This window comes from Camelimonas lactis, from assembly GCF_004342915.1.
GTDB classification, from domain to species: Bacteria; Pseudomonadota; Alphaproteobacteria; order Rhizobiales; family Beijerinckiaceae; genus Camelimonas; species Camelimonas lactis.
On record NZ_SLWL01000005.1, the window covers coordinates 185,565 to 211,321 of the forward strand.

The 25,757-nt window shown below is 64.9% G+C and carries 23 protein-coding genes and 1 tRNA gene; 7 read left to right on the top strand and 17 right to left on the bottom strand.

Annotation, left to right across the window (positions count from 1 at the left end; all coding sequences use genetic code 11):
- Window positions 1-125: 125 nt before the first annotated feature.
- Window positions 126-728: an exopolysaccharide biosynthesis protein gene (locus EV666_RS08180; RefSeq protein WP_132005859.1), complete on the top strand. Its 603-nt coding sequence runs from the start codon at window positions 126-128 to the stop codon at window positions 726-728.
- Window positions 729-771: 43 nt separating this feature from the next.
- Here the strand turns inward: EV666_RS08180 and radC are convergent, their stop codons facing one another.
- Complete coding sequence (radC, locus tag EV666_RS08185; protein ID WP_132005862.1) at window positions 772-1,485, bottom strand: RadC family protein; 714 nt, start codon at window positions 1,483-1,485, stop codon at window positions 772-774.
- Window positions 1,486-1,813: 328 nt separating this feature from the next.
- Complete coding sequence (map, locus tag EV666_RS08190) at window positions 1,814-2,620, bottom strand: type I methionyl aminopeptidase (protein ID WP_280990829.1); 807 nt, start codon at window positions 2,618-2,620, stop codon at window positions 1,814-1,816.
- Between the two features lie 465 nt (window positions 2,621-3,085).
- On the opposite strand from map, the gene EV666_RS08195 reads away from it, so the two are divergent.
- A complete protein-coding gene (locus EV666_RS08195) occupies window positions 3,086-3,859 on the top strand; it encodes an FkbM family methyltransferase (RefSeq protein ID WP_245514304.1) in 774 nt (257 codons plus the stop codon).
- Window positions 3,860-4,094: 235 nt separating this feature from the next.
- On the opposite strand, the gene EV666_RS08200 is transcribed toward EV666_RS08195, so the two are convergent.
- Both EV666_RS08200 and lipB read right to left on the bottom strand, forming a co-directional pair.
- Window positions 4,095-5,702 carry a carboxyl transferase domain-containing protein gene (locus EV666_RS08200; RefSeq protein WP_207906361.1) on the bottom strand — a complete coding sequence of 536 codons (1,608 nt, stop codon included), beginning with the start codon at window positions 5,700-5,702 and terminating at the stop codon, window positions 4,095-4,097.
- Between the two features lie 101 nt (window positions 5,703-5,803).
- Window positions 5,804-6,568, bottom strand: a complete 765-nt coding sequence (gene lipB / locus EV666_RS08205) for a lipoyl(octanoyl) transferase LipB (RefSeq protein WP_132005872.1) — start codon at window positions 6,566-6,568, stop codon at window positions 5,804-5,806.
- Between the two features lie 282 nt (window positions 6,569-6,850).
- On the opposite strand from lipB, the gene EV666_RS08210 reads away from it, so the two are divergent.
- Window positions 6,851-6,936, top strand: a tRNA-Leu gene (locus EV666_RS08210).
- Window positions 6,937-7,189: 253 nt separating this feature from the next.
- Here the strand turns inward: EV666_RS08210 and EV666_RS18770 are convergent.
- Together EV666_RS18770 and EV666_RS08215 are read right to left on the bottom strand one after the other, a co-directional pair.
- Window positions 7,190-7,318, bottom strand: a complete 129-nt coding sequence (locus EV666_RS18770) for a hypothetical protein (RefSeq protein ID WP_280990830.1) — start codon at window positions 7,316-7,318, stop codon at window positions 7,190-7,192.
- Window positions 7,319-7,341: 23 nt separating this feature from the next.
- Window positions 7,342-7,626 (bottom strand): hypothetical protein, encoded by a 285-nt coding sequence (locus EV666_RS08215; RefSeq protein ID WP_132005875.1) that lies wholly within the window; start codon window positions 7,624-7,626, stop codon window positions 7,342-7,344.
- A gap of 421 nt (window positions 7,627-8,047) precedes the next feature.
- Between EV666_RS08215 and EV666_RS08220 the strand changes: the two genes are divergently transcribed.
- Together EV666_RS08220 and EV666_RS08225 are read left to right on the top strand one after the other, a co-directional pair.
- Complete coding sequence (locus tag EV666_RS08220) at window positions 8,048-8,854, top strand: potassium channel family protein (RefSeq protein ID WP_132005878.1); 807 nt, start codon at window positions 8,048-8,050, stop codon at window positions 8,852-8,854.
- Between the two features lie 352 nt (window positions 8,855-9,206).
- On the top strand, window positions 9,207-9,668 hold the full coding sequence (locus tag EV666_RS08225) for a hypothetical protein (RefSeq protein ID WP_132005882.1): 462 nt from the start codon (window positions 9,207-9,209) through the stop codon (window positions 9,666-9,668).
- 377 nt (window positions 9,669-10,045) lie between these two features.
- On the opposite strand, the gene EV666_RS08230 is transcribed toward EV666_RS08225, so the two are convergent.
- The 10 genes from EV666_RS08230 to EV666_RS08275 form a co-directional block, all read right to left on the bottom strand.
- Window positions 10,046-10,834, bottom strand: a complete 789-nt coding sequence (locus EV666_RS08230; RefSeq protein ID WP_132005885.1) for a hypothetical protein — start codon at window positions 10,832-10,834, stop codon at window positions 10,046-10,048.
- Between the two features lie 220 nt (window positions 10,835-11,054).
- Window positions 11,055-11,912, bottom strand: a complete 858-nt coding sequence (locus EV666_RS08235) for an MBL fold metallo-hydrolase (RefSeq protein ID WP_132005888.1) — start codon at window positions 11,910-11,912, stop codon at window positions 11,055-11,057.
- Between the two features lie 106 nt (window positions 11,913-12,018).
- A complete protein-coding gene (locus EV666_RS08240) occupies window positions 12,019-12,774 on the bottom strand; it encodes an SDR family NAD(P)-dependent oxidoreductase (RefSeq protein ID WP_165909934.1) in 756 nt (251 codons plus the stop codon).
- Between the two features lie 36 nt (window positions 12,775-12,810).
- Complete coding sequence (locus EV666_RS08245) at window positions 12,811-13,962, bottom strand: iron-containing alcohol dehydrogenase (protein WP_165909935.1); 1,152 nt, start codon at window positions 13,960-13,962, stop codon at window positions 12,811-12,813.
- A gap of 2 nt (window positions 13,963-13,964) precedes the next feature.
- The gene (locus EV666_RS08250; RefSeq protein WP_132005897.1) at window positions 13,965-14,753 is read right to left on the bottom strand and encodes an enoyl-CoA hydratase-related protein; all 789 of its coding nucleotides are present in this window, start codon (window positions 14,751-14,753) and stop codon (window positions 13,965-13,967) included.
- 109 nt (window positions 14,754-14,862) lie between these two features.
- Complete coding sequence (locus tag EV666_RS08255; protein WP_132005900.1) at window positions 14,863-16,404, bottom strand: acyl-CoA synthetase; 1,542 nt, start codon at window positions 16,402-16,404, stop codon at window positions 14,863-14,865.
- 353 nt (window positions 16,405-16,757) lie between these two features.
- Window positions 16,758-17,963 carry an ABC transporter substrate-binding protein gene (locus tag EV666_RS08260; protein WP_132005903.1) on the bottom strand — a complete coding sequence of 402 codons (1,206 nt, stop codon included), beginning with the start codon at window positions 17,961-17,963 and terminating at the stop codon, window positions 16,758-16,760.
- A gap of 272 nt (window positions 17,964-18,235) precedes the next feature.
- On the bottom strand, window positions 18,236-19,471 hold the full coding sequence (locus EV666_RS08265; RefSeq protein ID WP_132005906.1) for an ABC transporter substrate-binding protein: 1,236 nt from the start codon (window positions 19,469-19,471) through the stop codon (window positions 18,236-18,238).
- A gap of 425 nt (window positions 19,472-19,896) precedes the next feature.
- Window positions 19,897-21,114 carry an ABC transporter substrate-binding protein gene (locus tag EV666_RS08270; protein ID WP_132005908.1) on the bottom strand — a complete coding sequence of 406 codons (1,218 nt, stop codon included), beginning with the start codon at window positions 21,112-21,114 and terminating at the stop codon, window positions 19,897-19,899.
- Between the two features lie 238 nt (window positions 21,115-21,352).
- On the bottom strand, window positions 21,353-22,567 hold the full coding sequence (locus EV666_RS08275; RefSeq protein WP_132005910.1) for an ABC transporter substrate-binding protein: 1,215 nt from the start codon (window positions 22,565-22,567) through the stop codon (window positions 21,353-21,355).
- Between the two features lie 298 nt (window positions 22,568-22,865).
- On the opposite strand from EV666_RS08275, the gene EV666_RS08280 reads away from it, so the two are divergent.
- The gene (locus EV666_RS08280; protein WP_132005913.1) at window positions 22,866-23,603 is read left to right on the top strand and encodes an SDR family NAD(P)-dependent oxidoreductase; all 738 of its coding nucleotides are present in this window, start codon (window positions 22,866-22,868) and stop codon (window positions 23,601-23,603) included.
- Between the two features lie 96 nt (window positions 23,604-23,699).
- On the opposite strand, the gene EV666_RS08285 is transcribed toward EV666_RS08280, so the two are convergent.
- Window positions 23,700-24,416, bottom strand: a complete 717-nt coding sequence (locus tag EV666_RS08285) for a TetR/AcrR family transcriptional regulator (protein WP_132005916.1) — start codon at window positions 24,414-24,416, stop codon at window positions 23,700-23,702.
- 242 nt (window positions 24,417-24,658) lie between these two features.
- Between EV666_RS08285 and EV666_RS08290 the strand changes: the two genes are divergently transcribed.
- On the top strand, window positions 24,659-25,492 hold the full coding sequence (locus tag EV666_RS08290; RefSeq protein ID WP_207906362.1) for a glycoside hydrolase family 25 protein: 834 nt from the start codon (window positions 24,659-24,661) through the stop codon (window positions 25,490-25,492).
- Window positions 25,493-25,757: the final 265 nt, after the last annotated feature.

Here is a 25,757-nt window from a genome sequence, read left to right on the forward strand (position 1 = left end):
GAGATATGGCCTTATCGGGCGACCGCTCATGCGGCAATAACGACCAGCCAACGTCGCCCCCGTTGGCCAGAGTCCTTATGTAGGCTAAACAGCTGCTTCAGATCGACAACCCTTCGGCAGAACCCTTGGACACCAGGCAACGCACCTCCGACGTCCTGATCGCGCTCGCCGGAGGCTCCAGCGAGCGTGTGTCCGTGGGCGAGATTGTCGATTCGCTCCGCCAGCAGGCGTTCGCCCTGCTGGTGGTCGTTCTTGGGCTGCCCAATTGCCTGCCCATGCCGCCGCCAATCCCGCTGATTTCCGGCCTGCTGCTCGGCTTCGTCGCCGTGCAGATCGCCATCGGCATGAACACGCCCTGGCTGCCCCCGGCGCTGTTGCGCAAGACCGTGGCCCGCGCCGACGTGGCCCGCGCCATCGCCCGCGCCCTGCCGGCGGTTTACCGGCTGGAGCGCATCTCGCGCATGCGGCTGGCCTTCTTCAACAAGCCATGGGGCATGCGCATCACCGGCGTGCTGCTGTTCTTGATCGCCGCCGGCCTGCTGGTGGCTCCGCCGTTCATCGGCCAGATTCCGCTCGGCTTCGCCGCCTGCCTCGTCGGCCTCGGCCTGGTGGAGCGCGACGGGGTGATGGCCGTTAGCGGCATCACCTTCGGCGCCATCGGCATTGCCCTCAGTCTCAGCTTCGTCGTGGCGATTGTCGGTGGCCTGGCGTCGCTGTTCGGCTTCTGAGGCCTGGCGCCCCGGCGGGCCGCAACTCACGCACCCATGGACATCAGGCCGCGTCCGGCTCCAGCAGGCGCAGGCCGCGCATGCTGGCGTGGCCATTGCGCCCAACGATAATGTGGTCGTGCACGGTAACGCCCAGCGGCGTGGCGACGCGCATGATTTCCCGCGTCATGCGGATATCGGCCGATGACGGCGAAGGATCGCCCGAGGGGTGATTGTGGACGAGAATGATGGCGGAGGCCGACAGCTCCAGCGCCCGGCGCACCACCTCTCGCGGATACACCGGCGTATGGTCGACAGTGCCGCGTTGCTGCTCCTCGTCGGCGATGACGGCGTTACGCTTGTCAAGAAACAGCACGCGAAAATGCTCGCGCTCGGCGAAAGCCATCACCGTCCGGCAATACTCCAGCACCTGGGACCAGGAAGCCAGCACAGGCCGCTTCACCACCGCGCCGCGCGCCAGGCGGCCGCCGGCCGCCGCCACGATCTTCAGGTCGAGCGCGACCGCTTCGGAAACGCCCTCCACCTCTGTCAGCAACCGGGGCGGCGCGGCGATCACCTCGGCGAACGAACCAAAGCGCGCCACCAGCGCCTTGGCCAGCGGCTTCACGTCCCGCCGGGGAATGGAGCGGAACAGCAGCAGTTCGAGCAGTTCATAATCCGGCAGGGCGTCGGCGCCGCCATCGCGAAAGCGCGCGCGCAGCCGGTCGCGATGACCATAATGATGCGGCGGATCAACACCGGCGTGTTTCGCGGACATCCCGGCCCCCACACAATGCGCCCCGGACGCACGGGTCTGCCGTTGCGCCAAAGCCGCCAGCCCATACGGGCGGGCGCCGCAACCTGAACGGCGCTGACAGGCCGCCGCCATGTCAGGGACCGTCACGTAGCGCGGGATAGCTCCGCCAGACAGCCCGTGAAGCGGCGATGCCCCCGCGCCGCCTCTTCACGCCCCTGCGGACCAGAGCCCGAACGCCAGTCCGTTGGGCCGGCGCGTCCAAACCACCGGCGCCATCACAAGATAAAGCGCCGGCGCGCCAGATGCGCGCCAGTGAATCAAGCCGGTCCGCCAGCCTGATATCTTGCGGTTACTTTCCCAATATAACCGGCGGCCTATCCAGTCCTGCCGGAGATTTGGTGAAAATTTCCACGCCATTTTCGGTCACGCCGACCGAGTGCTCGAACTGCGCCGACAGGGACCGGTCGCGTGTCACCGCCGTCCAACCGTCCGAAAGCACCTTCACCGCCGGCTTGCCCAGGTTGATCATCGGCTCGATGGTGAAAAACATGCCCGGCTTCAGCTCGGGACCTTCGCCGCGCCGGCCGAAGTGCAGGATCGACGGATTGTCGTGGAACACCTGGCCAAGGCCGTGACCACAAAAATCCGTCACCACGGAGCAGCGCTCGCTCTCCGCGTATTCCTGGATGGCGGCGCCAATGTCGCCGGTGGTCGCGCCGGGCTTCACGGCCGCCAGGCCACGCTGCAGACACTCATAGGTCACATCGATCAGCCGCGCCGCCTTGCGCGGAATGGCGCCCACCGCATACATGCGGCTGCTGTCCCCGTGCCAGCCGTCAACGATCACCGTCACGTCGATATTGACGATATCGCCCTCGCGCAGCGGCTTGTCGCCGGGCATGCCATGGCAGACCACGTGATTGATCGACGTGCAGCAGGAGAAGCCAAAGCCCCGGTAGTTGAGCTGCGCCGGATAGCCGCCACGCTCCAGGCCGAACGTGCGCACCCAGTCGTCAATTTGCAGGGTGGTGACGCCGGGATTGACCCGTCCCACCAGCATGTCGAGAATTTCCGCCGCGAGCCGGCCAGCCTTGCGCATGCCCTCGAAGTCAGCGGGTTCGTGCAGTCTGATCTGTTCCGTACGCCGCCTGGCCACCAGCGCGCCCTCTCTGTTTTCATTCCCGACACGCCCCGGATGCACCCCCCCGCGCGGCGCGTCAAGCCACAGATCGGGCCAGTGTTTTTACCACCCGGGCCGCCGACCATATTTTGCACGCCATGGCGGAGCAGTGTATGCACCATGGCTCGTCCCGTCCGGCGGCGCTTTCGCGCCTTACGGATGAATGTTGGAGCCTTTTCCGGCGGCGGCGCCGGAAAAGGCTCCAACTTTTTATGAGAGGCATGTCCATGAGCGAGCCGACTGACGTCGCCCCAAGACGCCCGGACGCTGCGCGCTGGCCAGCCCCGGCCGCGAGCCACAATTGAAGCGGTTGCGACCATGACCGAGACCACCCGGCCAACAGCCACCCTGCAAGCCGGCGCTGACAGCCCGCCCGACGGCGGCTTCGGCGCCTTTGCGCCCGGCCGCCTGACCCGCGCCGTGCTCGGCGTCACCCGCAAGATGCCGGAAACCTGGGCCGGGCGCCGCGTCGCCCTGGCCCTGCGCAAGCTCGCCATCCGCTCGCTGAAAGGCGCGCCGGTGGACGTGGAGGCCCTGGGCGCCCGCATGCGGCTCTACCCTTATCGCAATGTCTGCGAGAAGAAGGTGCTGTTCACGCCGCAGTTCTTTGACCCCCAGGAACTGGCGATTCTCGATCGACACGTGAGCGGCGCGCGCGGCGCCGGCCGCGGCTTCAGCTTCATCGACATCGGCGCCAACATCGGCGCCTACTCGGTTCACGTCGCGGCGCTGGCCGGTCCCGACGCCCGCATTCTCGCCGTTGAGCCGCAACCGGATATTTTTGAGCGTCTCACCTTCAACATCCGCCAGTGCCCGTGGCCAACCGTGAAGGCCATCGCCTGCGCCGTCGCCGACAAGACCGGCGAGCTGACCCTGTTTCTCGACCCGGACAACAGCGGCGAATCGAGCCTGAAGGTGCTGGCTTCCAGCGCCGCGAAAAACATCCGCGTCTCCGCCGTGCCGCTGCTGCAATTGCTGGTCGACGAAGGCTTTGACCATGTCGACGCCATGAAGCTGGACGTGGAAGGCGCCGAGGACATCATTCTGGAGCCGTTCCTGCGCGCGGCCCCCGACAATTTGCTGCCGCGCCTGCTGATCATGGAAGACGGCTCGGATCGCTGGCAGATCGACCTGCCGGCCCTGGTGAAGCAGCGCGGCTATCGCCAGGCCCTGCGCACACGGCTGAATTTCGTTTTCGAGCGCGACCCGGACTGAGGCTTTCCCGGCTTTTCAGGAAACGGCGCTGACGCCGCCACCAGCGGCGCGCTCACCCAGCCGCAAGGCGTCCGACGCGCGCGGCGCCCTGCCCGCCGATCGCATCATGGCCGGGCCTCTCCCGGCCATCCACGAAACAGGCCCTGCCGGCGTCTGGAGCGCGACTGCCCGCAGGCGCCCGCCATAATGCGGGCATGACGGGCGGTTGAAATCCGCGTCCACGCCCCGGCGCCGGTCACATGCGGAAGACGCCGAACTTCGTCTCGGGGACCGGCGCGTTCAGACAGGCCGAGAACGCCAGCCCCAACACGTCGCGGGTTTCCGAAGGCAGGATCACCCCGTCGTCCCACAGGCGGGCGGTGGCGTAATAGGGGTTGCCCTCCACCTCGTACTGGGCGCGGATCGGCGCGCGGAACGCCTCCTCGTCTTCCGGCGACCATACCTTGCCTTCGGCGTCGAAGTTGTCGCGCTTGACCGTGGCGAGCACGCTGGCCGCCTGCTCGCCGCCCATCACCGAGATGCGGCTGGACGGCCAGGTGAACATGAAGCGCGGCGAATAGGCCCGGCCGCACATGCCGTAATTGCCGGCGCCAAACGAGCCGCCGATCACCAGGGTGATCTTGGGCACGCGCGCCGACGCCACGGCCGTGACCAGCTTGGCGCCGTCGCGGGCGATGCCGCCCGCCTCATACTGGCGGCCCACCATGAAACCGGAGATATTCTGCAGGAACAGCAGCGGAATCCGCCGCTGGCAGCACAACTCGATGAAGTGCGCCCCCTTCAGCGCGCTTTCCGAGAACAGGATGCCATTGTTGCCGATGATGCCCACGGGCATGCCGTGGATGCGGGCAAAGCCGGTGACCAGCGTGGTTCCGTACAGCTTCTTGAACTCGTCGAATTCCGAACCGTCGACCAGGCGGGCGATGACCTCGCGCACGTCGTACTGCTTCTTCAGGTCGGTCGGAACGAGGCCCTCCAGATCGGCGGCGTCATAAAGCGGCGCGACCGGCGCGATGAGATCGATGTCCGGCCGCTTGGCGCTGTTCAGCGTGCCGACGATGCGGCGGGCGATTTCCAGCGCGTGGTTGTCGTCCACCGCATAATGGTCGGCGACGCCGGAGAGGCGCGCGTGCACATCGGCGCCGCCCAGATCCTCGGCCGACACCACTTCGCCTGTCGCCGCCTTCACCAGCGGCGGGCCGCCGAGGAAGATGGTGCCCTGGCGACGCACGATGATGGTTTCATCGGACATGGCCGGCACATAGGCGCCGCCGGCCGTGCAGGAGCCCATCACCACGGCGATCTGCGGGATGCCCTGGGCCGACATGTTGGCCTGATTGAAGAAAATGCGCCCGAAGTGCTCGCGATCCGGAAACACCTCGGTCTGGTGCGGCAGGTTGGCGCCGCCGGAATCGACCAGATAGATGCACGGCAGCCGGTTTTCGGCGGCGATCTCCTGGGCGCGCAGGTGCTTCTTCACCGTCATCGGGTAGTAAGTGCCGCCCTTGATGGTGGAATCGTTGCAGACGATCATCACGTCACGGCCGCTGACCCGGCCAACGCCAGCGATCAGCCCGGCGCCATGAATGGCCTCGCCATACATCCCGTCCGCCGCCAGCGCGCCGATTTCAAGAAACGGCGCGCCCGCATCCAGAAGTCCCGCGACCCGCTCGCGCGGCAGCAGCTTGCCGCGCCCCACATGCCGCGCCCGCGCCTTTTCCGGCCCACCAGCGAACACCGCGTCGCGTTTGGCCTGCAATTCGGCGCGCAGAACCTCCCAGGCCGCGGCGTTGGCGCGAAAGTCCTCGCTCTCCCGGCTGATCGCAGTTTCTAAAATCGGCACGCGCATCCTCCCGTCTCACCCGGGTCAGTACTGACGCGTATCGCGCAGAATTCAAGTGCGATTTTGGTTGGAGGAGCCCAGCGGGCGCAACGCCCGCTGGTTCAGGCGCGCATTGTCGGCCCGAAAACGCTTTCGAACTGCTGGCGCAGCACGTGATCCACCTCCGGCATGGTCACGGGAATGCCAAGCTCCACCAGGCTGGCGACGCCATGGCCCTGCACGCCGCACGGCACAATGCCGGAGAAATGCTCCAGTTCCGGCTCGACGTTCAGGCTGACGCCATGGAACGACACCCAGCGGCGCAGGCGGATGCCAATAGCCGCCACCTTGTCCTCACGCATCGTCCCGTCCGGCAGCGGCGCCTTTTCCGGCCGTCGCACCCAGACGCCGACGCGTCCCTGTCGCCGCTCGCCAGTGATGTTGAAGCTGGCCAGCGTTCCGATCAGCCACGCCTCCAGGGCGCAGACGAACGCCCGCACGTCCGGCCGCCGCCGCTTCAGGTCCAGCATGACATAGACGACGCGCTGGCCAGGGCCATGGTAGGTGAACTGCCCGCCCCGCCCGGTTTCGAACACTGGAAAACGACCTGGCGCCACCAGGTCTTCCGCCTTTGCCGAGGTTCCGGCGGTGTACAGCGGCGGATGCTCCACCAGCCAGGCCAGCTCGCGCGCCTCGCCAGCCGCGATGCGCGCCACACGGTCCTCCATGAACGCGACCGCGTCTTCGTAAGCGACGAGACCATCGCTCACCAGCCATTCCACCGGCGGAGCGCCGGCGCCCGCCTGAAAACCATGGGTGTCAGTTTCAGCGACGCCCTGCGCCTGCCCAACGCCTGTTTCCGAAAAAATGTTCTTCGCCTCGCCCATCCGGCGCATCTCCCGTGCCCGATGCTTCCAGCCAACAGCCGGGGGCACCGGGTCCTGATGTCTGCCTTGAGGCCCGCGAATGCAAGCGCGGAGCCGCCAGCAAGGCGCTCGCCATGGCCGACGGAGCGCAACTCACAGCTATGTCTGACTTGTTCACAACCGCCCCTTGTCGCCGCCTGAACCATCTGTTACACGCCCCTTCATCGACAGCGGACGGCTGCTTTCGCAGACGATCATCCCTCCTCAGGATGATCCAGAAACAGCCTGGAGCGTTGATCACGAGCGGTCGTGGCGGAATGGTAGACGCGCTAGCTTGAGGTGCTAGTCCTGGAAACGGGGTGGAGGTTCGAGTCCTCTCGACCGCACCAATCCCAAGTGATTGGCTGCAAATAATCTTCCTGATAACAAGAACTTACGACGTCCCCACGCTCACACGGGGGGCACACACATGGCTTTGCCCATGGCTAGTCCTTTCAAGGACACAGAGGCCCTCGAAGCGGTCAAGCAAGCCCGCCTGCCCCACATTCCTTCTGACCCGGATTATGCCGCGTCCAGCCGCGCACGAGGGTAACTCTCCCACCGGGAAGGGAAACGGCGGTCTGTCGCGGGAAGTATGCCGTTTCAGATTTTTTGCAGCAGAACATCCGGGTCCACCAAGGGGCTCCAGCTGTACTGGCCGATAAGTGTCTCGTGGAACCAGACCGCAAGGCCACCGGGGGAACGCGTCAGCACCATTTGGAAGCCCGCCACGTCCATCTCCCGCCGCCCCTTCGTCAGGTCATCCTGTTTTTGATGGCCCCGACAATCGCCGTCAGGATCGCACCGCCAGCGCCGCCTGAGATGATGTTGGTCACGACGCTGCCGATGCTGAAATTGCCACTGGCAAAGGAGGCCTGAACGGCTGGCAGCACCAGCGGAACCAGTTGACCGAGAATGCCGCCGCCGACGAGGCCCGCAATCGTGTTGCCGATTACGCCCATGTCGAATGCAGGCGACGCCTTGCCTGTGGCGTTACCCCCCACCGCGCCCGCGACCAGGTTAATCAGAAGCTGTTCCATGGTGCATGCCCTTCATTGGCGGATACAGGCCCACGGTCGCGCCGCCTCGCGCCCACCGGATCAAAGAGAACGGGCGGGCTAGACATAAAGTCTAGTCGTTGTCTCCTTACCTGCACTAAACAACTCAGTGAACAGCGTAAGTCCTGCCTCTCAGTTCTTGCCCCTGCCGATATGGCGAAACGTTACGTCCCGGCCTCTCCTCCGGGAAACTGGGCTGGCTTACGTATGGGACAGAAGGCCGGAGGTGTGTGTGGCAACTTCAGGATAGCCACGCCTGAAACCCGAAGTAGGTTGAGACTGGGGCGGGCATCGGAGCGTAGAATGGGCTGGAGCAACAAATCTAATTCCGCCGACACCAACACCCGCACGACGATGCTGCGGGAACGGAATGGAAAGGGCGCCAGATGTTGTGCGTGGTGCAATGGTAGCCAGCAGGAAGCAGACGACGCCTGAGGGAGGCTCACCGCTGTCCCGGTCCCGCGACACGCTCCGGAAGCTCTATCACGGCTCGACGCCGACAGCGTTCCGTTTCCAGGTTGGTGTCATTGTCGTCGATCTCATGATCGTTGCCTTCTTCATAGCCACGCCAGTCCTGAGGGGAACGTCGTCCTTTCTCTGGCTGGACTACACGGTGGCGGCCATCGTTGCCGCCGATCTGGGGGCGCGGATGCTCGCCGCCAACGATCCGATCCGATTGCTGCGCCAACCCACGTCCTGGGTCGATCTGTTCATTCTCGTCACCCTGCTTTTTCCGGAGACCCTCGCCAATCTGGGATTCCTGCGCATTCTGCGGCTGTGGTCACTATCCCGAAGTGGAACCCTTTGGCGGCGTTTCCCACGTAGCGCGGTTCGCGAATGGCGAGATGCAAGCCATGCCGTCATTAATCTCCTGACTTTTCTGCTGGTGGTTACCGGGTTCGTCTATACGTTCTTTTTCCGCAATAATTCTGGCATCGCCGGATATGTAGATGCTCTCTATTTCACAGTCGCAACCGTCACCACGACGGGGTTTGGTGACATTGTGCTACCTGGCAGCGCCGGAAAGCTTACCGCTATTGTCACCATGCTTGTCGGCATTTCGCTTTTCGTGCGGCTGGCGCAGGCAATTTTTCGACCACAAAAGGTCTATTTCCCCTGTCCGCGGTGCGGACTTCAGCGTCACGATCCCGACGCCGTGCATTGCAAAGCCTGCGGTCAGATCCTCAAGATACCGGATGAAGGTGACTAAGGCCCCTGCCCTCCACACGGGACTTTCACACATTGTCCTGACAGGTTCGTGAAAATATCAATAGTTATCATTGGTATAAGAAAATTTTTCGCGTTCGGGCCCTCGGCCGCGCCAACCATATTGCGGGCCCCACGGGTCCGCTGGTTGGGGCAAGGATGGGTTAGCCGCGGGGCATTCATTCTTCAGTCTTTGGTATGCATTGACGGTATGGTCGATCCCATACGCTTGCAAAAACATCCCGTTCCAGTCAGCTTTTTCAATACGGCTTTTCCACCGGCTCAGGCCGGCTTTCTGCTCTTCGCTTTGGAGTGCGGCGGGTCGCCTGGCCGGGTGATTTCATAGGGAATTGCCGGTGTATTTCGCTGGGGGATTACATTCCATGAGAAACACGCTGATCGCGCTCGCCGGCGTCATTGCGATGTCTGGCGCAGCCGCCGCAGAAACTGGCCCCAAATTAACCGTTGAACAAATCCTGCAAAGTCTGAGGAAGGGCGGCATCGAAAGCCGCCGCCAGGCAATTGAGCTGCGCCACGCCCGATTGCTGCAACTTTATACTTATTGGCATCTGAACGATGAATGCGCCGCATTTTTGCGCAATCCGGGGGCCCGGCTGGAAGCGCGGCGGCAGGTGCACGACGCGGAAATCGCCGTTAGCCCGGACGATCGCGGCAAATGCTGGGACGAGGCATGGCTGCTGACCCGCAACCCCTCGCCTGAAGCCTGCCGCATGGCCGACGCCTACATGGCCGATATGGCCAACCGTTATCGCGCCAGCCAGATGCAAAGCGCCCCCAAAACGGCCGACAAATTATAACCGGCCGACGTCTGCGGGAGCCTCGCGCCGCCTGCTTCGCTGGCGCCCGTGGGATCCGGCTGTTGAACCGGGTATCCGCGTGCTCCCAGGAGAAAATCAGCGTCGCCGGGGCCCGCCGACGGCGCCAACGCTGGCTCTCGCCCCAGGGCAGCCACTTGATCGCGCCCCACCGGGAGCTTCAGGGCAGGCCCTGTCCGCGCGCTTCACAATCTTCCTACGGGCGCGCGACAGGGCGCTGCCGGCGTCCCATGGGCGCGCTAAGCGCTGCCCGGCCAGCGCGCCAGGGGCGACGTGTCTGGCCTGATCCCTACGAAGGCCCGGGGCTCCGCCGCCAGCCAACAGTCGCCGCTTGCCGGGTTCCGGCTTTGGGTCTCAGGTTACCTTGCCTGCCTGGTATAAAGACCGCTGAACGAGACATTGGCCCCGCCACACTGGCGGTTGTCCTCCACGAGCAACCACGGGCCGACCCGGCGCATCCACACCTTGCAATCCGTTTCATCTGCCTTCGTGACCGGAATGGCGCCCTTGTCTCCCATGGCGAAAGACAACTCACCGTCGAGGGGCTTCGCCTCGCCGGCGATTTCTCCCATATTGACCGCCCCCCGCTTCACCCGGTCTGGATCCAGCGAGCCAAAGGTCGCATCGCCCTTGATCGTGAGCATGCCCGGCTGGCGGCCGGCCCGGATGGCGATGGCGGCTTCCACCCGCGTCCAGTCACCGGTCCAGGCTGGCGGCTTCGCCGCCGGCTCCGGCGCCAGATCGGCGCTGGTCAGCCAGCCCGCGCGCACGATTTCGTTGAAGGTTTCCTTGCCGCGTTTGCGCGGCGCGACGAAATGGGCGCAGACGAAATCCCCGACAGAACCCGAGACGATCATACGGTCGCCGGCAACCACATAGGCCTTTTCCCAGCATTTGTCCGAGAAGCCGGGGCATGCCGACGCCTTGTCCGTGGGCGCTCCCTTGTAGAAATGGCTTTTGGCGACGCCCTGGCGCACCAGCGCCGTCGTCAGCGGCCCGGCGGTCGCCAGATCCGGCAGGTCAACACACGCCTCGGCTGCGCTGGCGGCTCCGCCGGTGACCATGGCGATGGCAAAAACCGCCCGCCTGAGGCCGACGCGGCGGAAGCGGGGCGCGCCAGATAGACCAACGTGTGACGCCCAGATCATGATCCGCTCCCTGAACCGGCTATCCGCCTGGTTCCTGTAAAAGCCCCAACGTGAAGGCCCTGAGTGAAATAACGGCTGCGCCACGCCTGGGCAGGCGCGGCGATGCGCTGGATATGACCAGACGTCCCTCGAGCCCGCAATCCCCAAACGCCGGTCTGATCAGGCGGCGCCGGGATGCGTTTACGCGGGATGTTCTTCAGCTGGAACGAGCCTGCGCGCGTCACATGATATCCAGGCGGAAGCTGGCGCCGTCACGGCGAACGCGGCCCCGGCCGGCGCCGGTGAAATGGCCGCCGAGCAGCGGCGTGCCGGCGTCGGCCAGCCGGTCGAACAGCGCCTTGCGCGTTTGCGCCGACTGGTTTTGGTCATAATCCGCCGTGGACGACCATTCCGGCCGGGCGATCTGGCAGGGGTGGTGCATCACGTCGCCGCCCAGCAGCAGCTCTTCACCCTTCGAGCGCAGCAGAATACTCATGTGGCCGATGCTGTGGCCTGGCGTCGCCACCACCGAAACGCCAGGAGCGATTTCGTCGCCATCGCCCACCAGATCGGCCAGGCCGGCGGCGGCGATGGGGGCCACGGAATCATCGAACACCGCCCGATGCTCGGCGTCTTCCTGCTGGTCGCGCCAGTAGTTGAAGTCGTCGCGGCCCATGACGTACCGCGCCTTGCGGAACGCCGGGACCCACTGGTCGCCTTCCAGCACTGTGTTCCAGCCCACGTGGTCGACATGCAGGTGGGTGTTGATGACCAGATCCACCGTGTCGGCCGGCGCCCCGGCGTCGGCGAGCATGTCGAGGAACGGATCGGCGCGGTTGTTCCAGTGTGGAACTTTCCGGCCCTGCTTGTGGGCGCCGAGGCCGGTGTCGACGAGAATGCGTGCGTCCGGCGTCTGGATGACAAAGGTCTGCACGGCGATTTTCAGGCGCCCCCGTTCATCAGCGAAATGCGGCTGCAACCAGCCGATCCTGCTGACGTCCTCCGGCGTCGCCTGGGGGAGAATGAACTTGCTGCCGCCGGTGGCCGCCAGCTCCACCACCCGCGTCACCGATATGTCGCCAACCCTGAATTCCGCCATGGCGCCGATCCTTGTCCGCTTCTGTTTGTCGCGACGCCCGTGAATTCCGGGCGTCGCCGTCGCATTGGGCAAAATCCGGCGGACCAGGGCCGCCGGCGTGATGACTTCAGGTGCGCAGGGTCAGGCCGCCGTCGGCGACCAGGCCGTGGCCGGTGATGAAATCAGCTTCGTCAGATGCCAGCAGGAACACGGCCCGGGCCATGTCTTCCGGCTGGCCAAGGCGGCGCAGCGCCGCCTTCTTCGCCCAGATGGCGGCGATCTCCGGATTGGCGAAGGAGGCGCCGGTCATGCCGGTATGGATGGCGCCGGGCATCAGATAGTTGGCGGTGATGCGGAATTTGCCCAACTCCAGCGCCAGGGTTTTGGTCAGTCCGGCCACCGCGTGCTTGGAGGCGGTGTAGGCGGTGAGACCGATGTCCGTGTCAAACGCCATCACCGACGCCGTATTGATGATGCGCGCCCGCCCCTTCTGCTGCGCCCGCTCGCGCAACGCCGGAACGAACGTCCGCGACGCCCGGAATTGCGCCGTGACATTGACGCTCATCTGGCGGTGCCACTCATCATCGGTGGTTTCTTCCGCCAGGGAGCGGCCGCTGACGCCGGCGTTGTTGAACAGGATATCGACGCCGCCGAAAGTCTCCTGGACCTTTTCCAGCATTGCCTCCGGCGCATCCGCATCGGCGACGCTTTTGGCCAGCGTCACGATATTGGCGTGGCCAGCGTGGGCCGAACCAATCTCCGATTCCGGCCGGTCCACCGCCAGCACCTGGGCGCCCTCGCTGGCGAACAGTTGCGCCGTGGCGCGGCCAATGCCCGACGCCGCGCCAGTGATGACCGCGACCTTGCCTTCAAAACGCTTCACGATGTTTCTCCCTGTATCCTTATTGGCGTGACGCTCTCACCAGGCGTCTTTCAGAATGTCGAGAATATCTTGCGGGCCATTGACCTTGCGCGGGTTGGTCCCGGTCCAGCGATCCTGCATGGTCAGCTCCGCCAGCAACGGCCCCTGGTCGCGCGTCACGCCAACGGCGCCCAGGGTATGGGGCAGGCCAAGCCCGTGGATCAGCTTCGCCACCGCATCCGCGGCGTCTTCGCCCGGGCGCCCCAGCGCCGCGGCGATCTCCGGCAGCCGTCCGGTGATGGCCGGCGCATTCCAGCGCATGGCGTGCGGCAGGGTGATGCAGGAGGTGACCCCATGGGAAACCCCGAAGGTTCCGCCAAGCACATGGCCGATGGCGTGGCTGACGCCCTTTTCCACCCCGCCCTGGCTGCCCACCATCGACAGCCAGACGCCAATCATGGCGTCGAGGCGCGCGGAAAGATCATCGGGATCACGTCGCGTCGCCGGCAGGGCGCGGCCCAGCAGCCCCAGCGCCCGCACCGAGGCGGCGTCCGCCAGCGGCTGGCTATTGATGGAGCACAGGTCTTCCACCGCATGGTCGACAGCGCGCACCCCGGTGGAAAGCCACAGTTCGGCGGGGGTGTCGCGGGTCAGGGCCGGATCGAGAATAACCGTCAACGGCGTCATCTGCCGGTGCTGGTACATCTCCTTGCGCCGCCGCGCCGTGTCGGTGACGCCGGCGAAAGCGGTGAACTCTGCCCCCGAGAGCGTGCTCGGCAAGGCGATGACCCGCGTCTTGAGGGCCTGCTGATGCACCGGCTTGCCGCCGCCGACGATGGCGTCGAAGCCTTCCGCCGCGAACACGCCAGCCGCCAGGCAAAGCTGCATCACCTTGGCGGCGTCGATCACCGAGCCGCCGCCGATCGCCACGACGACGTCAGCCCCCACTTCACGGGCCCGGCGGGCGGCCGCGGCCACGTCGGCGCGCGGCGAATGCGCGCCAATGCCGGAATGCATGGCGACGAAGGTTTCCCCCAGCGCCGCGCGCAACCCCGCCTCGAGATCCTGCGCCCGGGCCAGGCTGCCGCTGACCAGGGCGAAAACGCGTGAGAACCCGCCGCGCCGCACTTCTGCGGCCAGCGCTTCCCGCCATGGAACGCCAAAGACAATGCCGTCGGCGACGGGAAAACGGTAGGCTCCCGCGCGCACGGTCAGCGCCCCTTCCAGCGCGGCGCCCGCTTTTCCACGAAGGCCAGCGGCCCTTCCTTGTAATCCTCTGTCCGGGCGTTGCGCGCCCCGGCCTCCTCGCTGAGCTTGCGCAGCTCGGCGTCGTTAAGGTCATAGGCCTGCCGGGCCACGGCGAGGCTCTCGCGCACGGCGAGCGGCGCGTTGGCGCAGATCGTCGCCGCCAGCGCCTTTGCCTCCTCAATCAGTTTCTCGTGCGGAACCACGCGGTTGACCAGGCCGAACTCGCCGGCGCGCTTCGCGTCGAGCCGGCCGCCGGTGGCGATCAGCTCCATAGCGATATTGCGGGGAATGGCGCGCGGCAGGCGATAGATGCCGCCGGCCAGGGCGACAAGACCGCGCATCACTTCCGGCAGGCCGAAGGCGGCGCGCTCGGAGGCCACGGACATGTCGCAGCGCAGCATGATTTCCAGACCGCCGGCCAGGGCGAAACCATTGACGGCGGCGATCCACACCTTGTTGCGCGGCATGTGGACGAAGCCGCCGAAGCCGCCAGCTTCCGTGGCGATGCCGCCGCGGCGCCCGGCGGAAACCTCCTTGAGGTCGGCGCCGGCGCAGAACGCCTGCTCGCCGGCGCCGGTGAGGATCACGACCCAGATGTCATCATCCGCCTCGGTGTCGCGCACCGCCTTTTCCAGCCCCTGGGCGACGGCCCCGTTGACGGCGTTGCGCGCCTCGGGGCGGTTGATGGTGACAAGGGCGATATGGTCGCCGGCTTTTTCAACCGTGACGGCTGGCTGGGCGGTGTCTGACACGAGCTGCTTCCTCCGTTGTCGCAGAACAACGCCCGTCACGGGCCATCGCCCTGTCTTTTGTTCGTATGGATTCAGGCGGACAGCGCCCGCCTGAACTGGATAGTGACGCTCAGATCTGGCGGCCGGCGCCGGCCCAGTAGGGCTCGCGCAGCTTGCGCTTGAAGATCTTGCCGCTGTCCTCGCGCGGCAGGTCGGCGAGGAACTCCACCTGCTTCGGCGCCTTGTAGCCGGCGATCTCGCCGCGCAACCACGCGCGGACCTCCTGCGCCGTCAGGTCAACGCCTGGCTGCGGCTGCACCACCGCCATCACCGCCTCGCCGTATTCGTCATCCGGAACGCCAAACACCGCGCAGTCGGCGACGCCGGGCATGCGGTGCAGCGCCGCCTCGATCTCGGCCGGATAGATGTTGACGCCGCCGGAGATGATCATGTCCTTGGCGCGATCGCACAGGAACAGGAAGCCTTCCTCGTTCATGTAGCCGACGTCGCCAGGCAGGATCAGCCGGCTGCGCTCGGAACTGGCGCGTTTGGCGTCATCGAGCTGGTAGGTGAAATCGGCCAGGCCAAAGGTGCGGGCCCCCACGTCGCCAATTTCGCCGGGCGGCAGTTCATTGCCATCGGCGTCGAGGATTTTCACCGTCGATTCCGGGAAAGCGCGGCCGACCGTGCCTGGATAGCGCAGCCAGTCCTCGCTGGTGCAGAAGGTGACGCTGCCGGTTTCCGTCGATCCGTAATATTCGTTGATGACCGGCCCCCACCATTCGATCATCTGCCGCTTGATCGGCGGCGACACCGGGGCGGCGGCGTGCACGATGAAGCGCAGCGACGACAGGTCATATCTGTTCTTCACCTCGTCCGGCAGGCGCAGCAGCCGGTTGAACATGATCGGCACCATATGGATGTGGGTGATGCGGTGCTTCTCAATCAGTTGCAGCAACTCCTCGCTGTCATAGCGCGGCTGCAGGATGACGTTGGCGCCAAGGCGGGCGAGGATGGAGCCATAAGCGTTGGGGGCCGAATGATACATCGGCCCGGTCACCACGGTGACCAGATCGTTCAGGTCGGTTTCGCCATAGAAGCCGAAGGCGCGCGACAGGATGACCTGGGTCATCGCCGCCTGTTCAGGCGTCGGCTGGGCCCGGCGCACGCCCTTGGGATTGCCGGTGGTGCCAGAGGTGTAAATCATCGAACCGGGCGTATCCTGGGGCGGATCGGCCAGCGGCGCGTATTTTTCCAGCCAGGACGACCAGTTGACCATGCCTTCCGGGATACGGCCCTTTTCGTCGGAAACGCCGTAGGCGGCCCGGATTTCGGGCGGCGTCTCCACCACGAACACCGGCACATCCTTCGGGAAGGCCTTGCGCACGCCGTCCAACAGGTCGGCGTGAATGACGATGGCCCGGGCCTCGCTGTTCTCGAACAGGTAGCGGGCTTCGCTCTCCGTATAGTGCCAGTTGACCGGCACCGAATAGGCCCCGACCATGCCGGCGGCGAAGCTGGCTTCAAAAAATGCGAAGTCGTTGCGCAGGTAAACCGCGACCGTGTCGCCGCGACCAACGCCCAGTTCGCGCAGGCCGGACGCCGCCCGCGCCGCCCGTTCCATCAGCGCTTCGGTCGTGATGCGGCGATCGCCGCTGATGATCTGACCCATCCTGTTCCTCCCGTGGCCAGCGCAGAGGTCCGCCGTCGCCACCCGTTGCCGCCGCGCCGGCCAGCCCATCACGGGTCTGGCGCGGCCTGGTCTTTAGTTCATGACAAGGGACAGCAAAGCGATGATCAGATCAACTGCCAACAAACGCAGCCATGCGCGGGCCTGGGGATACCCCCGCGCGAAATTCCTGCGCGGGGGCCCGCGCGGGAACGGTCCGCCGTGTCCAGGATTGCCCTTCGATGCGGGGAAGAACAGGCATTGCCAGCCGCCTCTGCCTCGCCCTGCCCCTCCCCCTGCGCCCCTGCAGTCCACGCGCCATGCCCTGCGCCATGGCCCCGCCCGACGCCGCCAGCTCAGCGACCGACGAGATCGTCCTGCAACACCCAGCTTTGCCCGTTGAACGTCTGCAACCGCAGGGAACGGAAAGCATTGACGTCCCCGGGAGTCGTTTTGACGGCGACGCCTGGCAGCAACATCGGCAGCGACGGCTCGTCGATGCTGGTCGCCAGTTTCATGATGTTCTCACGGGTGAGATCGTCCCCGGCGCGTTCAAGCAGGCGATGCAACTGCACGGCGGAGATATAGCCGATGATGGCGCTGCCCTCGATAACGCGCTCGCGCAGGCCCGCCCCCTCCATGAAGGCAATGAATTCCTTCATGTCGGCGGCGTTGTCCCACAGGGGATCATGGGGGGTCTTGTAGGCGATCGCCGTGATCAGGCCCTTCGATTTGTCGAGCCCCGCGTGACGCAGCACCCCGCCGATCGACGCGGAGACCGAAACGATCACGTGCATCGGCTTCCAGTCCAGCTCATGCACCTTGCGGATGGTCTGGGCCCCGAACTTCGGCGTGGTGATGGTGAACAGCGTATCGGCGCCGGAGGCCTTCAGCTTGACGATCTGCGAGTCGACGGTGGCGTCGGCGATCTCGTAGCTGGCCTCGGCCACGACCATGTCCTTGAGCCGGTCGCCCAGCCCGTCGCGGAAGCCGGCGAGATAGTCGCGACCGAAGTCGTCATTCTGGTAGAGAATGGCGATCTTCGCATCCGGCTTCGTTTTCAGGATATGGCGGGCGAAGATATGCGCCTCCATGTCGTATGACGGATAGAACGCCATGGTCCATGGAAAATTCTTCAGGTCATTCCACTTGCGCGCGCCAGTGGAAATCAGGATTTGCGGCACCTTCCTGGCGTTGAGATATTTGTGAACGGCGGTATTGCTCGGCGTTCCAACATTTCCGTAGATGAAAAGCACGTGCTCGCTCTCCACGAGCTTGCGCGTCTGTTCGACGGTTTTCGGCGGACTGTAATGGTCATCAAGGGAAATCAGCCTGATCTTGCGGCCGTTGATCCCGCCCTTTTCATTGACCTTACGGAAATAGGCCTGCTGCACCATGCCCTGCACGCCATAAGCCGAGGCAGGGCCGCTGTAAGGCATGGTCTGACCGATAAGGATCTCGCTGTCCGAAGCCCCCGGCCCATATTTCTTGTCCGCCGCGCCGGCCGAACCGGCTATTCCGGCCGCCAGCACCCCCGCCAACAACACTGACCGTTTCCACATACCCGGATATCCTCCCATGTTTTATTGATTGCCGCCCGCTCTGCCCGGCGCATGGGCGCCGTCTCGCGGGTCGTCCGGAGCCTGCTTCGGTCGCCAGGCGGCGGAGCCGGCTCCGATTGCATGACGCGTTTCCCGCGCCCGGGCGCTTTTTGCGCCTTCGTTCCGTGAATGGCGACGCCCGGATCGCGACGCTGTCGCCGCGTCCTGATGCCCGTTGCGCCGCATGGGCGCGGCGCGTTGGCAATGCGCCACGCCCACCCGCACAGCTGCCGTCAGTGCTGCGCCGAGATGGCCTCGCCGAACAGCACCCAGCCTTCGCCCTCAAAGCGCTGCAGGCGCATGGCGCCGAAGGGGCTGAGATTGTCCGGCGTGGTTTTCACCGTGACGCCGGGCAGCAGCAGCGGCAGATCGCTGTCATGCAGGCTGCTGACCTGCTTCATGATATTGGCCCGGGTCAGGTTATCGCCGCAGCGTTGCAGGATGCGCTCCATCAGGGCCGCCGACACATAACCCAGCGAGGCAGAGCGGTCGGTGATGTATTTTTCCAGGCCCGACTCTTTCATGAAGGCAATGTACTCCTTCATGTCCGGCGCATTGTCCCAGGCCGGATCAAGCGCCGTCTTGAAGGTGGCCGTGGTGATGACGCCCTGCGAGGCCTCAAGTCCCGCCGGCTTGAGCACGCCGCCGATCGACGAGGCGACGGAGACGAGCAGGGTCTTCGGTTTCCACGCCACCTCATGGGCCTTCTTCAGCGCCTGGGCGCCGAATTTCGGCGTCGCCATCAGGAAGAAGACGTCCGCGCCGGAGTTCTTCAGCTTGACGATCTGGGAATCGACGGTGGGGTCGGTGACCTCATAGGTTGCTTCGGCCACCACCATGGCCTTGCCCTTGTCGCCCAGCCCTTCCTTGAAGCCGCGCACATAATCGCGCCCCGCGTCATCGTTCTGGGACAGAATGGCGATCTTGCCATTGGGCCATGCCTGCAGCGCGTGACGCGCGAAGATCATCCCCTCCATGTCGTAGAGCGGATAGAACGCCATCGTCCACGGGAAGTTCTTTGGATCGTTCCAGCGTGAGGCGCCGGTCAGGATCAGGATCTGCGGCACTTTCTTGTTGTTGAGGTATTTGTGCACCGCGATATTGGGGGCCGTGCCGATCGCCGCGAACATGGCGAGCACGCCCTCCTGCTCCACCAGCTTGCGCGTCTGCTCGACGGTTTTTGGCGGGCTGTAGGCGTCGTCAAGCGAGATGAAGTTGATCTTGCGGCCATTGACGCCGCCCTGCCGGTTCGTCCGGTCGAAATAGGCGCGCTGGACCATGCCTTCCACGCTGTAGGCCGAGGCCGGGCCACTCCACGGCAGCGTCTGGCCGATCTTGATCTCGGTGTCGGTGGCGCCCTGGTCGTACTGTTTTTCCGATTGCTTCGGAGGTTGCTTTTCAGCGGCGAGCAGCGGCGACGCTGTCATGGCTACGGCGGCCAGCGCCGCGAGCAGGGCTATGCGCTTCATCCCGTTCGTTCCCTTTCTTGCAGTCAGGCGTTGTCAAAACTCCGGTCGTCAGGGGGATATCGTTGCGCCAGCACCGGGCTCCTGGAGAGCGTAAGGTTCCTGACGCGGTCATGGCGCCCGAGGTCATGGCGGCCTGCGCAACTGACGGCTGGCGTGCGCCTGCGTGCAACCGGGCCGCCGGATCGCTTCCGCCAGGCGTCCCGCGCCAGGCGTCTTGCGCCAGGTGTCTTGCGCCAGGCGTCCCACGCCAGACGTCCCGCGCCAGCCGCCCCACAGCTGGCGTACGGACTGGCGCCGGGTTGACCGCTCGCACGCAGGCCGGAGACCGCCCCATGAATGTCCCCCACCCTGGCCGCGCCCGCGTCCGCGGAGCGCGCCAGAATAACCCGGGGGCCTGGCCAGCCTGGCCTGCCCCCCATCGTCGCTCAGTGCTTCTGCGCCGAGATCGGCTCGCCGAAAAGTTCGAAGCCTTCGCCCTTGAAACGTTGCAACATCAACGTGTTGAATGGGGAGTAGTTCTCTGGCGTCGTGTGGATGGCGACGCCCGGCAGGAGCATCGGCAGATCCGTCATGTTCAGGTTCGTCGCCTGCTTCATCAGGTTTTCGCGGGTCAGATCATCGCCCGCCGCTTCCAGCATCCGGTGCAGCAGCGTCGCCGACAGATAGCCAAGCGCTGCGCTGGAATCGGTGAACAGGTTCTCCATGCCGGCGCTCTTCATGAAATCGGCGTAGGCTTTCATGTCGGGACTGTCCTTCCACTTCGGGTCGCCCGGCGTCTTCATGGCGGTGGCGGTGATCAGCCCCTGGGCAGCCTCGAAACCGGCCGGCTTCAGCACCGAGCCGATGGACGCCGCCACGCTCACCAGGAAGGTCTGGGCCTTCCAGTCCAGCTCGTGTTTCTTGCGGATGGCCTGGGCGCCAAATTTTGGCGTCGCCATCAGAAAGAAAACATTGGCGCCTGAATTTTTCAGCTTGACCATCTGCGAGTCGACGGTGGCGTCCGTCACTTCATAGGTCGTCTCGGCCACCACCATGGATTTGGCCCTGTCGCCGAGCCCTTCCTTGAAGCCGCGCACGTAGTCGCGCCCGGCGTCATCGTTCTGGGACAGGATGGCGATCTTCGCGTCCGGAATGTTCTGGATGATGTAACGGCCATAGATCGCGCCCTCCACGTCATAGAGCGGGAAAAACGCGGTCGTCCATGGGAAGTTCTTCGGATCGTTCCACTTGGCGGCGCCCGTGGAGATCAGGATCTGCGGCACTTTCTTGCTGTTGAGATATTTGTGCGTCGACGTATTGGTTGGCGTCCCCACCGTGCCATAGATGGCCAGCACGTTTTCACTCTCAACCAGCTTGCGGGTCTGCTCAACGGTTTTCGGCGGGCTGTAGGCGTCGTCCAGCGAGATCAGATTGACCTTGCGCCCGTTGATCCCGCCCTTCTCGTTCAGCTTTCTGAAATAGGCGACTTCGACCATGCCCTGAACGCCATAGGCGGAAGCGGGTCCGCTATAGGGCATCGTCTGGCCGATTCTGATTTCCGTGTCGGAAACACCGGGACCGTGGTTCTTGCCGGCTGCGACGCTGGCTGAAGCCATGGCGACGCTCGCCAGACCCGCGAGCAGAAATGCGCGTCTGCGTATCATGTTGCCTCCCTGAACCTGTTTCACCGACCGGCCTTGCTGGCTGCTGTGTCGATGTCGCTTCCCCGCCGCGTCTCTGGCCGGACGCTCCGGCGGGCTTTTCCTTCAATCAGGAGTTTGAGCTTGCTCACAAAGTTGTCCGGGGTCAATTCACCAAAAGCATGTGACCGCCGGACAAGTAAAAAAGCCGGGCTCACGAGCCCGGCTTGCGCGTCACCAGCATTCTGGCGGCGACAGGCGATTATTTGCCCGCCACGCTGATCGGCTCACCGAACAGCTCATAGCCTTCCCCCTTGAAGCGTTGCAGGCGCAAGGTATTGAACGCGCTGTAATTGTCTGGCCTCGTTTCGACCACCACGCCTGCCAGCAGCAGCGGCGCATCGGTCATCTTCAGCGAAGTCACCTGCTTCAGCAGGTTTTCGCGGGTCAGGTCGTCGCCTGCCTTTTCGATCGCCCGCGTCATCACGCTTGCCGAAAGGAAGGCCAGCACGGCGTTGGCGTCGAGGAAATGCTGCTCCATGTTGTTGCGTTTGAGAAACGCCACATACGCCTTCATGTCCGGGCTGTCGTTGTACTGGGGATCGCCAGGGGTTTTCATGAAGGACGCCGTGATGACGCCCTGGGAGGCGTCGAAGCCGGCGGGCTTGAACACCGAGCCGATGGAGGCGGCGACGCTGGAGGCGATGGTGGTCGCCTTCCAGTCCAGCTCGTGCTTCTTGCGGATGGCCTGGGCGGCGAACTTCGGCGTCGCCATCAGGAAGAACATGTCGGCGCCAGACGCCTTCAGCTTCACGATCTGTGAATCAACCGTGGCGTCGGTGACCTCATAGGTCGCCTCGCCGACGATATCGCGCGCCTTGTCGCCAAGGCCCTTCCTGAACCCCTTGACGTAATCGCGCCCCGAATCGTCGTTCTGCGACAGGATGGCGATTTTGGCGTTCGGCATATTCTCCACGACGTAGCGGCCATAAATCTCGCCCTCGACGTCATAGAGCGGGAAAAACGGCGTGGTCCAGGGGAACCGGGAGGGATCGTTCCATTTGGACGCACCGCTTGAGATCAGAATTTGCGGGATCTTCTTGCTGTTGAGGTATTTTTGGGTCGCGGTGTTGCTGGGCGTCCCGAGCGAGCCATAGATCGCCAGCACGTCCTCGCTTTCGACCAGCTTGCGCGTCTGCTCCACCGCCTTGGGCGGGCTATAACCGTCGTCGAGCGAAATCAGGCGGATCTTGCGCCCGTTGACGCCGCCCCTGTCGTTGATTTCCTTGAAGAACGCCTGCTGGACGACGCCCTGGAGGCCATAGGCGGAGGCTGGCCCGCTGTACGGCATGGTCTGGCCCAGCCGGATTTCAGCGTCGGTGACGCCCGGACCATATTTCTTTTCGGATGCGACGGCCATGGAACTGGCCATCACGCCGGCCATTCCGGCAAGCAGAAGCGAACGCCTGCTGATCATTTATCGTGCTCTCCCTGGAAAGTTTTTTTGGAAAGTTATATATTGCGGCGCCCTACCGGCGCCGCCGCCCGCGGAGCCTTTCGCAACGGGCGACGGGCGGGCGAGCCATAGGGGAGGCTGTTCATGGCGGCAAGGACCTCCACAGGCCGCGCCCCCCGGAAATTGGCGCCCCACGCCACAGCGGCGCCCCCGCAAGATCATGTATGCTTGACGCAATCAAGCGCTTGCTTGAAAGATTGCCGCAGGCCGATGCGGCGCGATGACGCCGCAGCAAAAAAGCCAGGGAGAGAGACGCCAGATGAACGAACTTGATTTCACCGGGAAGAACGTGCTCGTGGTTGGCGGCTCGAGCGGCATCGGCAATGGCATCGCCCAGGCTTTCCGCGCGAAGGGCGCCAATGTCTTCGTCTGGGGCACGCGCGCCAGCGCCGCCGACTACCGGCCCGACGAAGGCTGTGACCTCACCGGCCTGCATTATTCCCAGGTGGATGTCGCCGATTTCGACGCCGTGGCGGCGCACAAGCCGCCGTTCGGGACCCTGGACGTGCTGATCCAGTCCCAGGGCTACGTCATTTACCGGCGCGGCGAGTTCAGGATGGACGGGTTCCAGAAGGTGATGGACATCAATCTGAACAGCCTGATGGCCGTCAATATCAAGTTCCACGACATGCTGGCGGCCTCCCGGGGATCACTGATCATGATCAGCTCCACCGCCGCGTTCCATTCCACCAAAGGCAACCCGGCCTATAACGCCTCCAAGGCCGGCGCCGTTGGCCTGGTGCGCACGCTGGGCGAAGCCTGGGCGCCGGATGGCATCCGGGTAAATGGCATCGCGCCCGGCCTGGTCGACACCAAGCTGACCAAGGTGACCACGGAAAACCCCGACCGGCTGGCGGCGTCGCTGCGCGGCATCCCCATGGGCCGGCTCGGCCTGCCGTCGGACATGGCGGGCGTCGCCCTGTTCCTCGCTTCGCCGCTCGCCGCCTATGTCTGCGGCCAGTCGATCCCCGTCGACGGCGGCCTGATCCTGCACTGACCCCGGAAAGCCGGCCGGCCTCGCCGCCCGGCTCCCCCCAAGGCCCCTGTTCCGAAAGGCGCCTGTTCCCGAGGGCCCCTGCTCCGAAGGGCCCTGTTACTGGGCGTCGCCCGTCCGCGCCCGGGCGGCGGCGGCGAGGCCCGTCCGGGACAGCACGGCGCCAGGCCGGGCCGGCGTGACCATCAGCGCCACCGCCGTGTCAATCACGTCATCGATGGCAAGGCGGCTGCCCCACCACGCCGCGCTTTCCCGAATCTCTGGCGTCGCGTCGTGCTGGGCGGCCAGGTCCTGGATCGCGTCCCGCTCGGCCAGGGCCGCCACGATATGCGCCTGTGAAATGGTGAAGCGCTGCAGGAGCGCCGCTTCCGAAAAGCCCGGCAGCAGGCGCCCGAGGTGGGCGTAGCACCGGCGGGTGCCGACGCTCCAGCGTCCCTCCAGCGGATTGTTGGCCAGGTGGCGCTGGTTGAGCCGGACGCCGGCCATGAACCGGGCGTAGCCGTCAAGGCGCTCGTCAGCCTCGTTCACCATGCTGTCGACCAGAATGGCCATGATGGCGCGCAGATCCGGCGCCGCCACGCCATTTTCAAGCGCATCCAGCGCCTCGCGCCGGTATTCGTCGATCGCCCGCGCGCCCTCCATCACCAGTTCTTTTACCAGCGCGTCCTTGGAGCCGAAATAATAATGGATGGAGCCATTGTTGCGCGCGCCCGCTTCCGCAACGACCTCCCGCACAGAGACACCATTGACTCCGCGCTTCGCGAACAGTTTCCGTGACGCACGCCGAATACGCTCTGAAGTAACATCTGACGACATGGCAATATTCCCTGAATAATCATTATATATTCACGAGGAAATAAATTCACACAACCTGCCTCGCTCACCGGTTGAATTTAGGTTTAATTCGATGACCCGGTCAATAGCCTGGACGGTTAACAGATGACAAAACATCGCGGACTGAAGCGCGGGCGTGAAACAGATGACTGACCTGCGGCAGGAACGCCGCGTTCACCTTGTTCGGTAAGGCTCCGTCAACATTTCGCGGACATAGAAAATCCATGGTCCGCACAGCATCCCGCATCCGGTCTGCCGCGGCGCTCCCGCGCGCCTTTGGCAAGGCCCTCGCCAGCAAGTTCCGCGCCCGCGCTGTCGCGGCGGCGCTGGTCTCCGCCGTTCTCGCCTCATGCGCGGCTGAACAGTCGTCCATGGTTTTTGGCGAGATGACCGACGCGCGCCCCCATCCGGGCGTGGTCAAGGCGCTCAAGCTTCCGGTGCACGGCATCGACGTGTCGCGCTGGCAGGGCGACATCGACTGGCGCGCGGTGCGCCGGGCGGGCGCCACCTTCGCCTTCATCAAGGCCACCGAGGGCGGCGACCATGTCGATCCGCGTTTTCTCGACAACTGGTATGGCGCGCGGGACGCCGGCGTCTGGCGCGGCGCCTACCATTTCGTCTACTGGTGCCGCCCCGCCCGCGAGCAGGTGGAGTGGTTCCTCCAGCATATCCCGAACGATCCGGACGCCCTGCCCCCGGTGCTCGACGTGGAGTGGAACGGACATTCCAGGACCTGCCCGAAGCGGGTGTCGCGCGCGGAAGCCCATGAGATGATGGAAATCATGCTCACCGCCCTGCACCAGCACACCGGCAAGCGTCCGGTGATCTACACCGACATCCCCTTCTTCCGCGACGTGCTGCAGGAAGGCGGTTTCGAGCAGTACCCCCTGTGGATCCGCAGCACCGCCGCCGAACCCCACATGCGCTACGATCGCCGCTGGTATTTCTGGCAGTACACCACCACGGGCCGGACGCCAGGGATCAAGGGCGCGGTGGACCGCAACGCCTTCTTCGGCACCGCTGACATGTGGGCGAAGTTCACCAGGGGCGATCTGTAAACATCGGACGCCAGGAGGGCGCGGGACTGCCAACGCATGCCGCGCCCTGAAAATGTCTGCCGCCGCCAGAGGCCCGCCAGCATCGAGGCGCCGCCAGCGTCAGGCGCGCCGCCAGCATCGGGGCGCGCCACCAGCATCAGGCGGCCGCCAGCGCGCGACACGCCAGATGATGATCCGCTGGCGCGACAGATTTTCCCGGCCGCGACGCGTTCTGGTCAACCCGCAACCAGAATGTTGCGGGCGTTGGTCATTTTGCTCCCCAATG

What these genes read in the sequence shown, in the direction of transcription:
- radC (WP_132005862.1), bottom strand. Translation starts at nt 1,485, where the DNA reads ATGTCCGCGAAACACGCCGGTGTTGATCCGCCGCATCATTATGGTCAT.
- EV666_RS08195 (WP_245514304.1), top strand. Translation starts at nt 3,086, where the DNA reads ATGCCGGAAACCTGGGCCGGGCGCCGCGTCGCCCTGGCCCTGCGCAAG.
- lipB (WP_132005872.1), bottom strand. Translation starts at nt 6,568, where the DNA reads ATGGGCGAGGCGAAGAACATTTTTTCGGAAACAGGCGTTGGGCAGGCG.
- EV666_RS08215 (WP_132005875.1), bottom strand. Translation starts at nt 7,626, where the DNA reads ATGGAACAGCTTCTGATTAACCTGGTCGCGGGCGCGGTGGGGGGTAAC.
- EV666_RS08220 (WP_132005878.1), top strand. Translation starts at nt 8,048, where the DNA reads ATGGTAGCCAGCAGGAAGCAGACGACGCCTGAGGGAGGCTCACCGCTG.
- EV666_RS08230 (WP_132005885.1), bottom strand. Translation starts at nt 10,834, where the DNA reads ATGATCTGGGCGTCACACGTTGGTCTATCTGGCGCGCCCCGCTTCCGC.
- EV666_RS08235 (WP_132005888.1), bottom strand. Translation starts at nt 11,912, where the DNA reads ATGGCGGAATTCAGGGTTGGCGACATATCGGTGACGCGGGTGGTGGAG.
- EV666_RS08255 (WP_132005900.1), bottom strand. Translation starts at nt 16,404, where the DNA reads ATGGGTCAGATCATCAGCGGCGATCGCCGCATCACGACCGAAGCGCTG.
- EV666_RS08260 (WP_132005903.1), bottom strand. Translation starts at nt 17,963, where the DNA reads ATGTGGAAACGGTCAGTGTTGTTGGCGGGGGTGCTGGCGGCCGGAATA.
- EV666_RS08265 (WP_132005906.1), bottom strand. Translation starts at nt 19,471, where the DNA reads ATGAAGCGCATAGCCCTGCTCGCGGCGCTGGCCGCCGTAGCCATGACA.
- EV666_RS08270 (WP_132005908.1), bottom strand. Translation starts at nt 21,114, where the DNA reads ATGATACGCAGACGCGCATTTCTGCTCGCGGGTCTGGCGAGCGTCGCC.
- EV666_RS08275 (WP_132005910.1), bottom strand. Translation starts at nt 22,567, where the DNA reads ATGATCAGCAGGCGTTCGCTTCTGCTTGCCGGAATGGCCGGCGTGATG.
- EV666_RS08280 (WP_132005913.1), top strand. Translation starts at nt 22,866, where the DNA reads ATGAACGAACTTGATTTCACCGGGAAGAACGTGCTCGTGGTTGGCGGC.
- EV666_RS08285 (WP_132005916.1), bottom strand. Translation starts at nt 24,416, where the DNA reads ATGTCGTCAGATGTTACTTCAGAGCGTATTCGGCGTGCGTCACGGAAA.
- EV666_RS08290 (WP_207906362.1), top strand. Translation starts at nt 24,659, where the DNA reads ATGGTCCGCACAGCATCCCGCATCCGGTCTGCCGCGGCGCTCCCGCGC.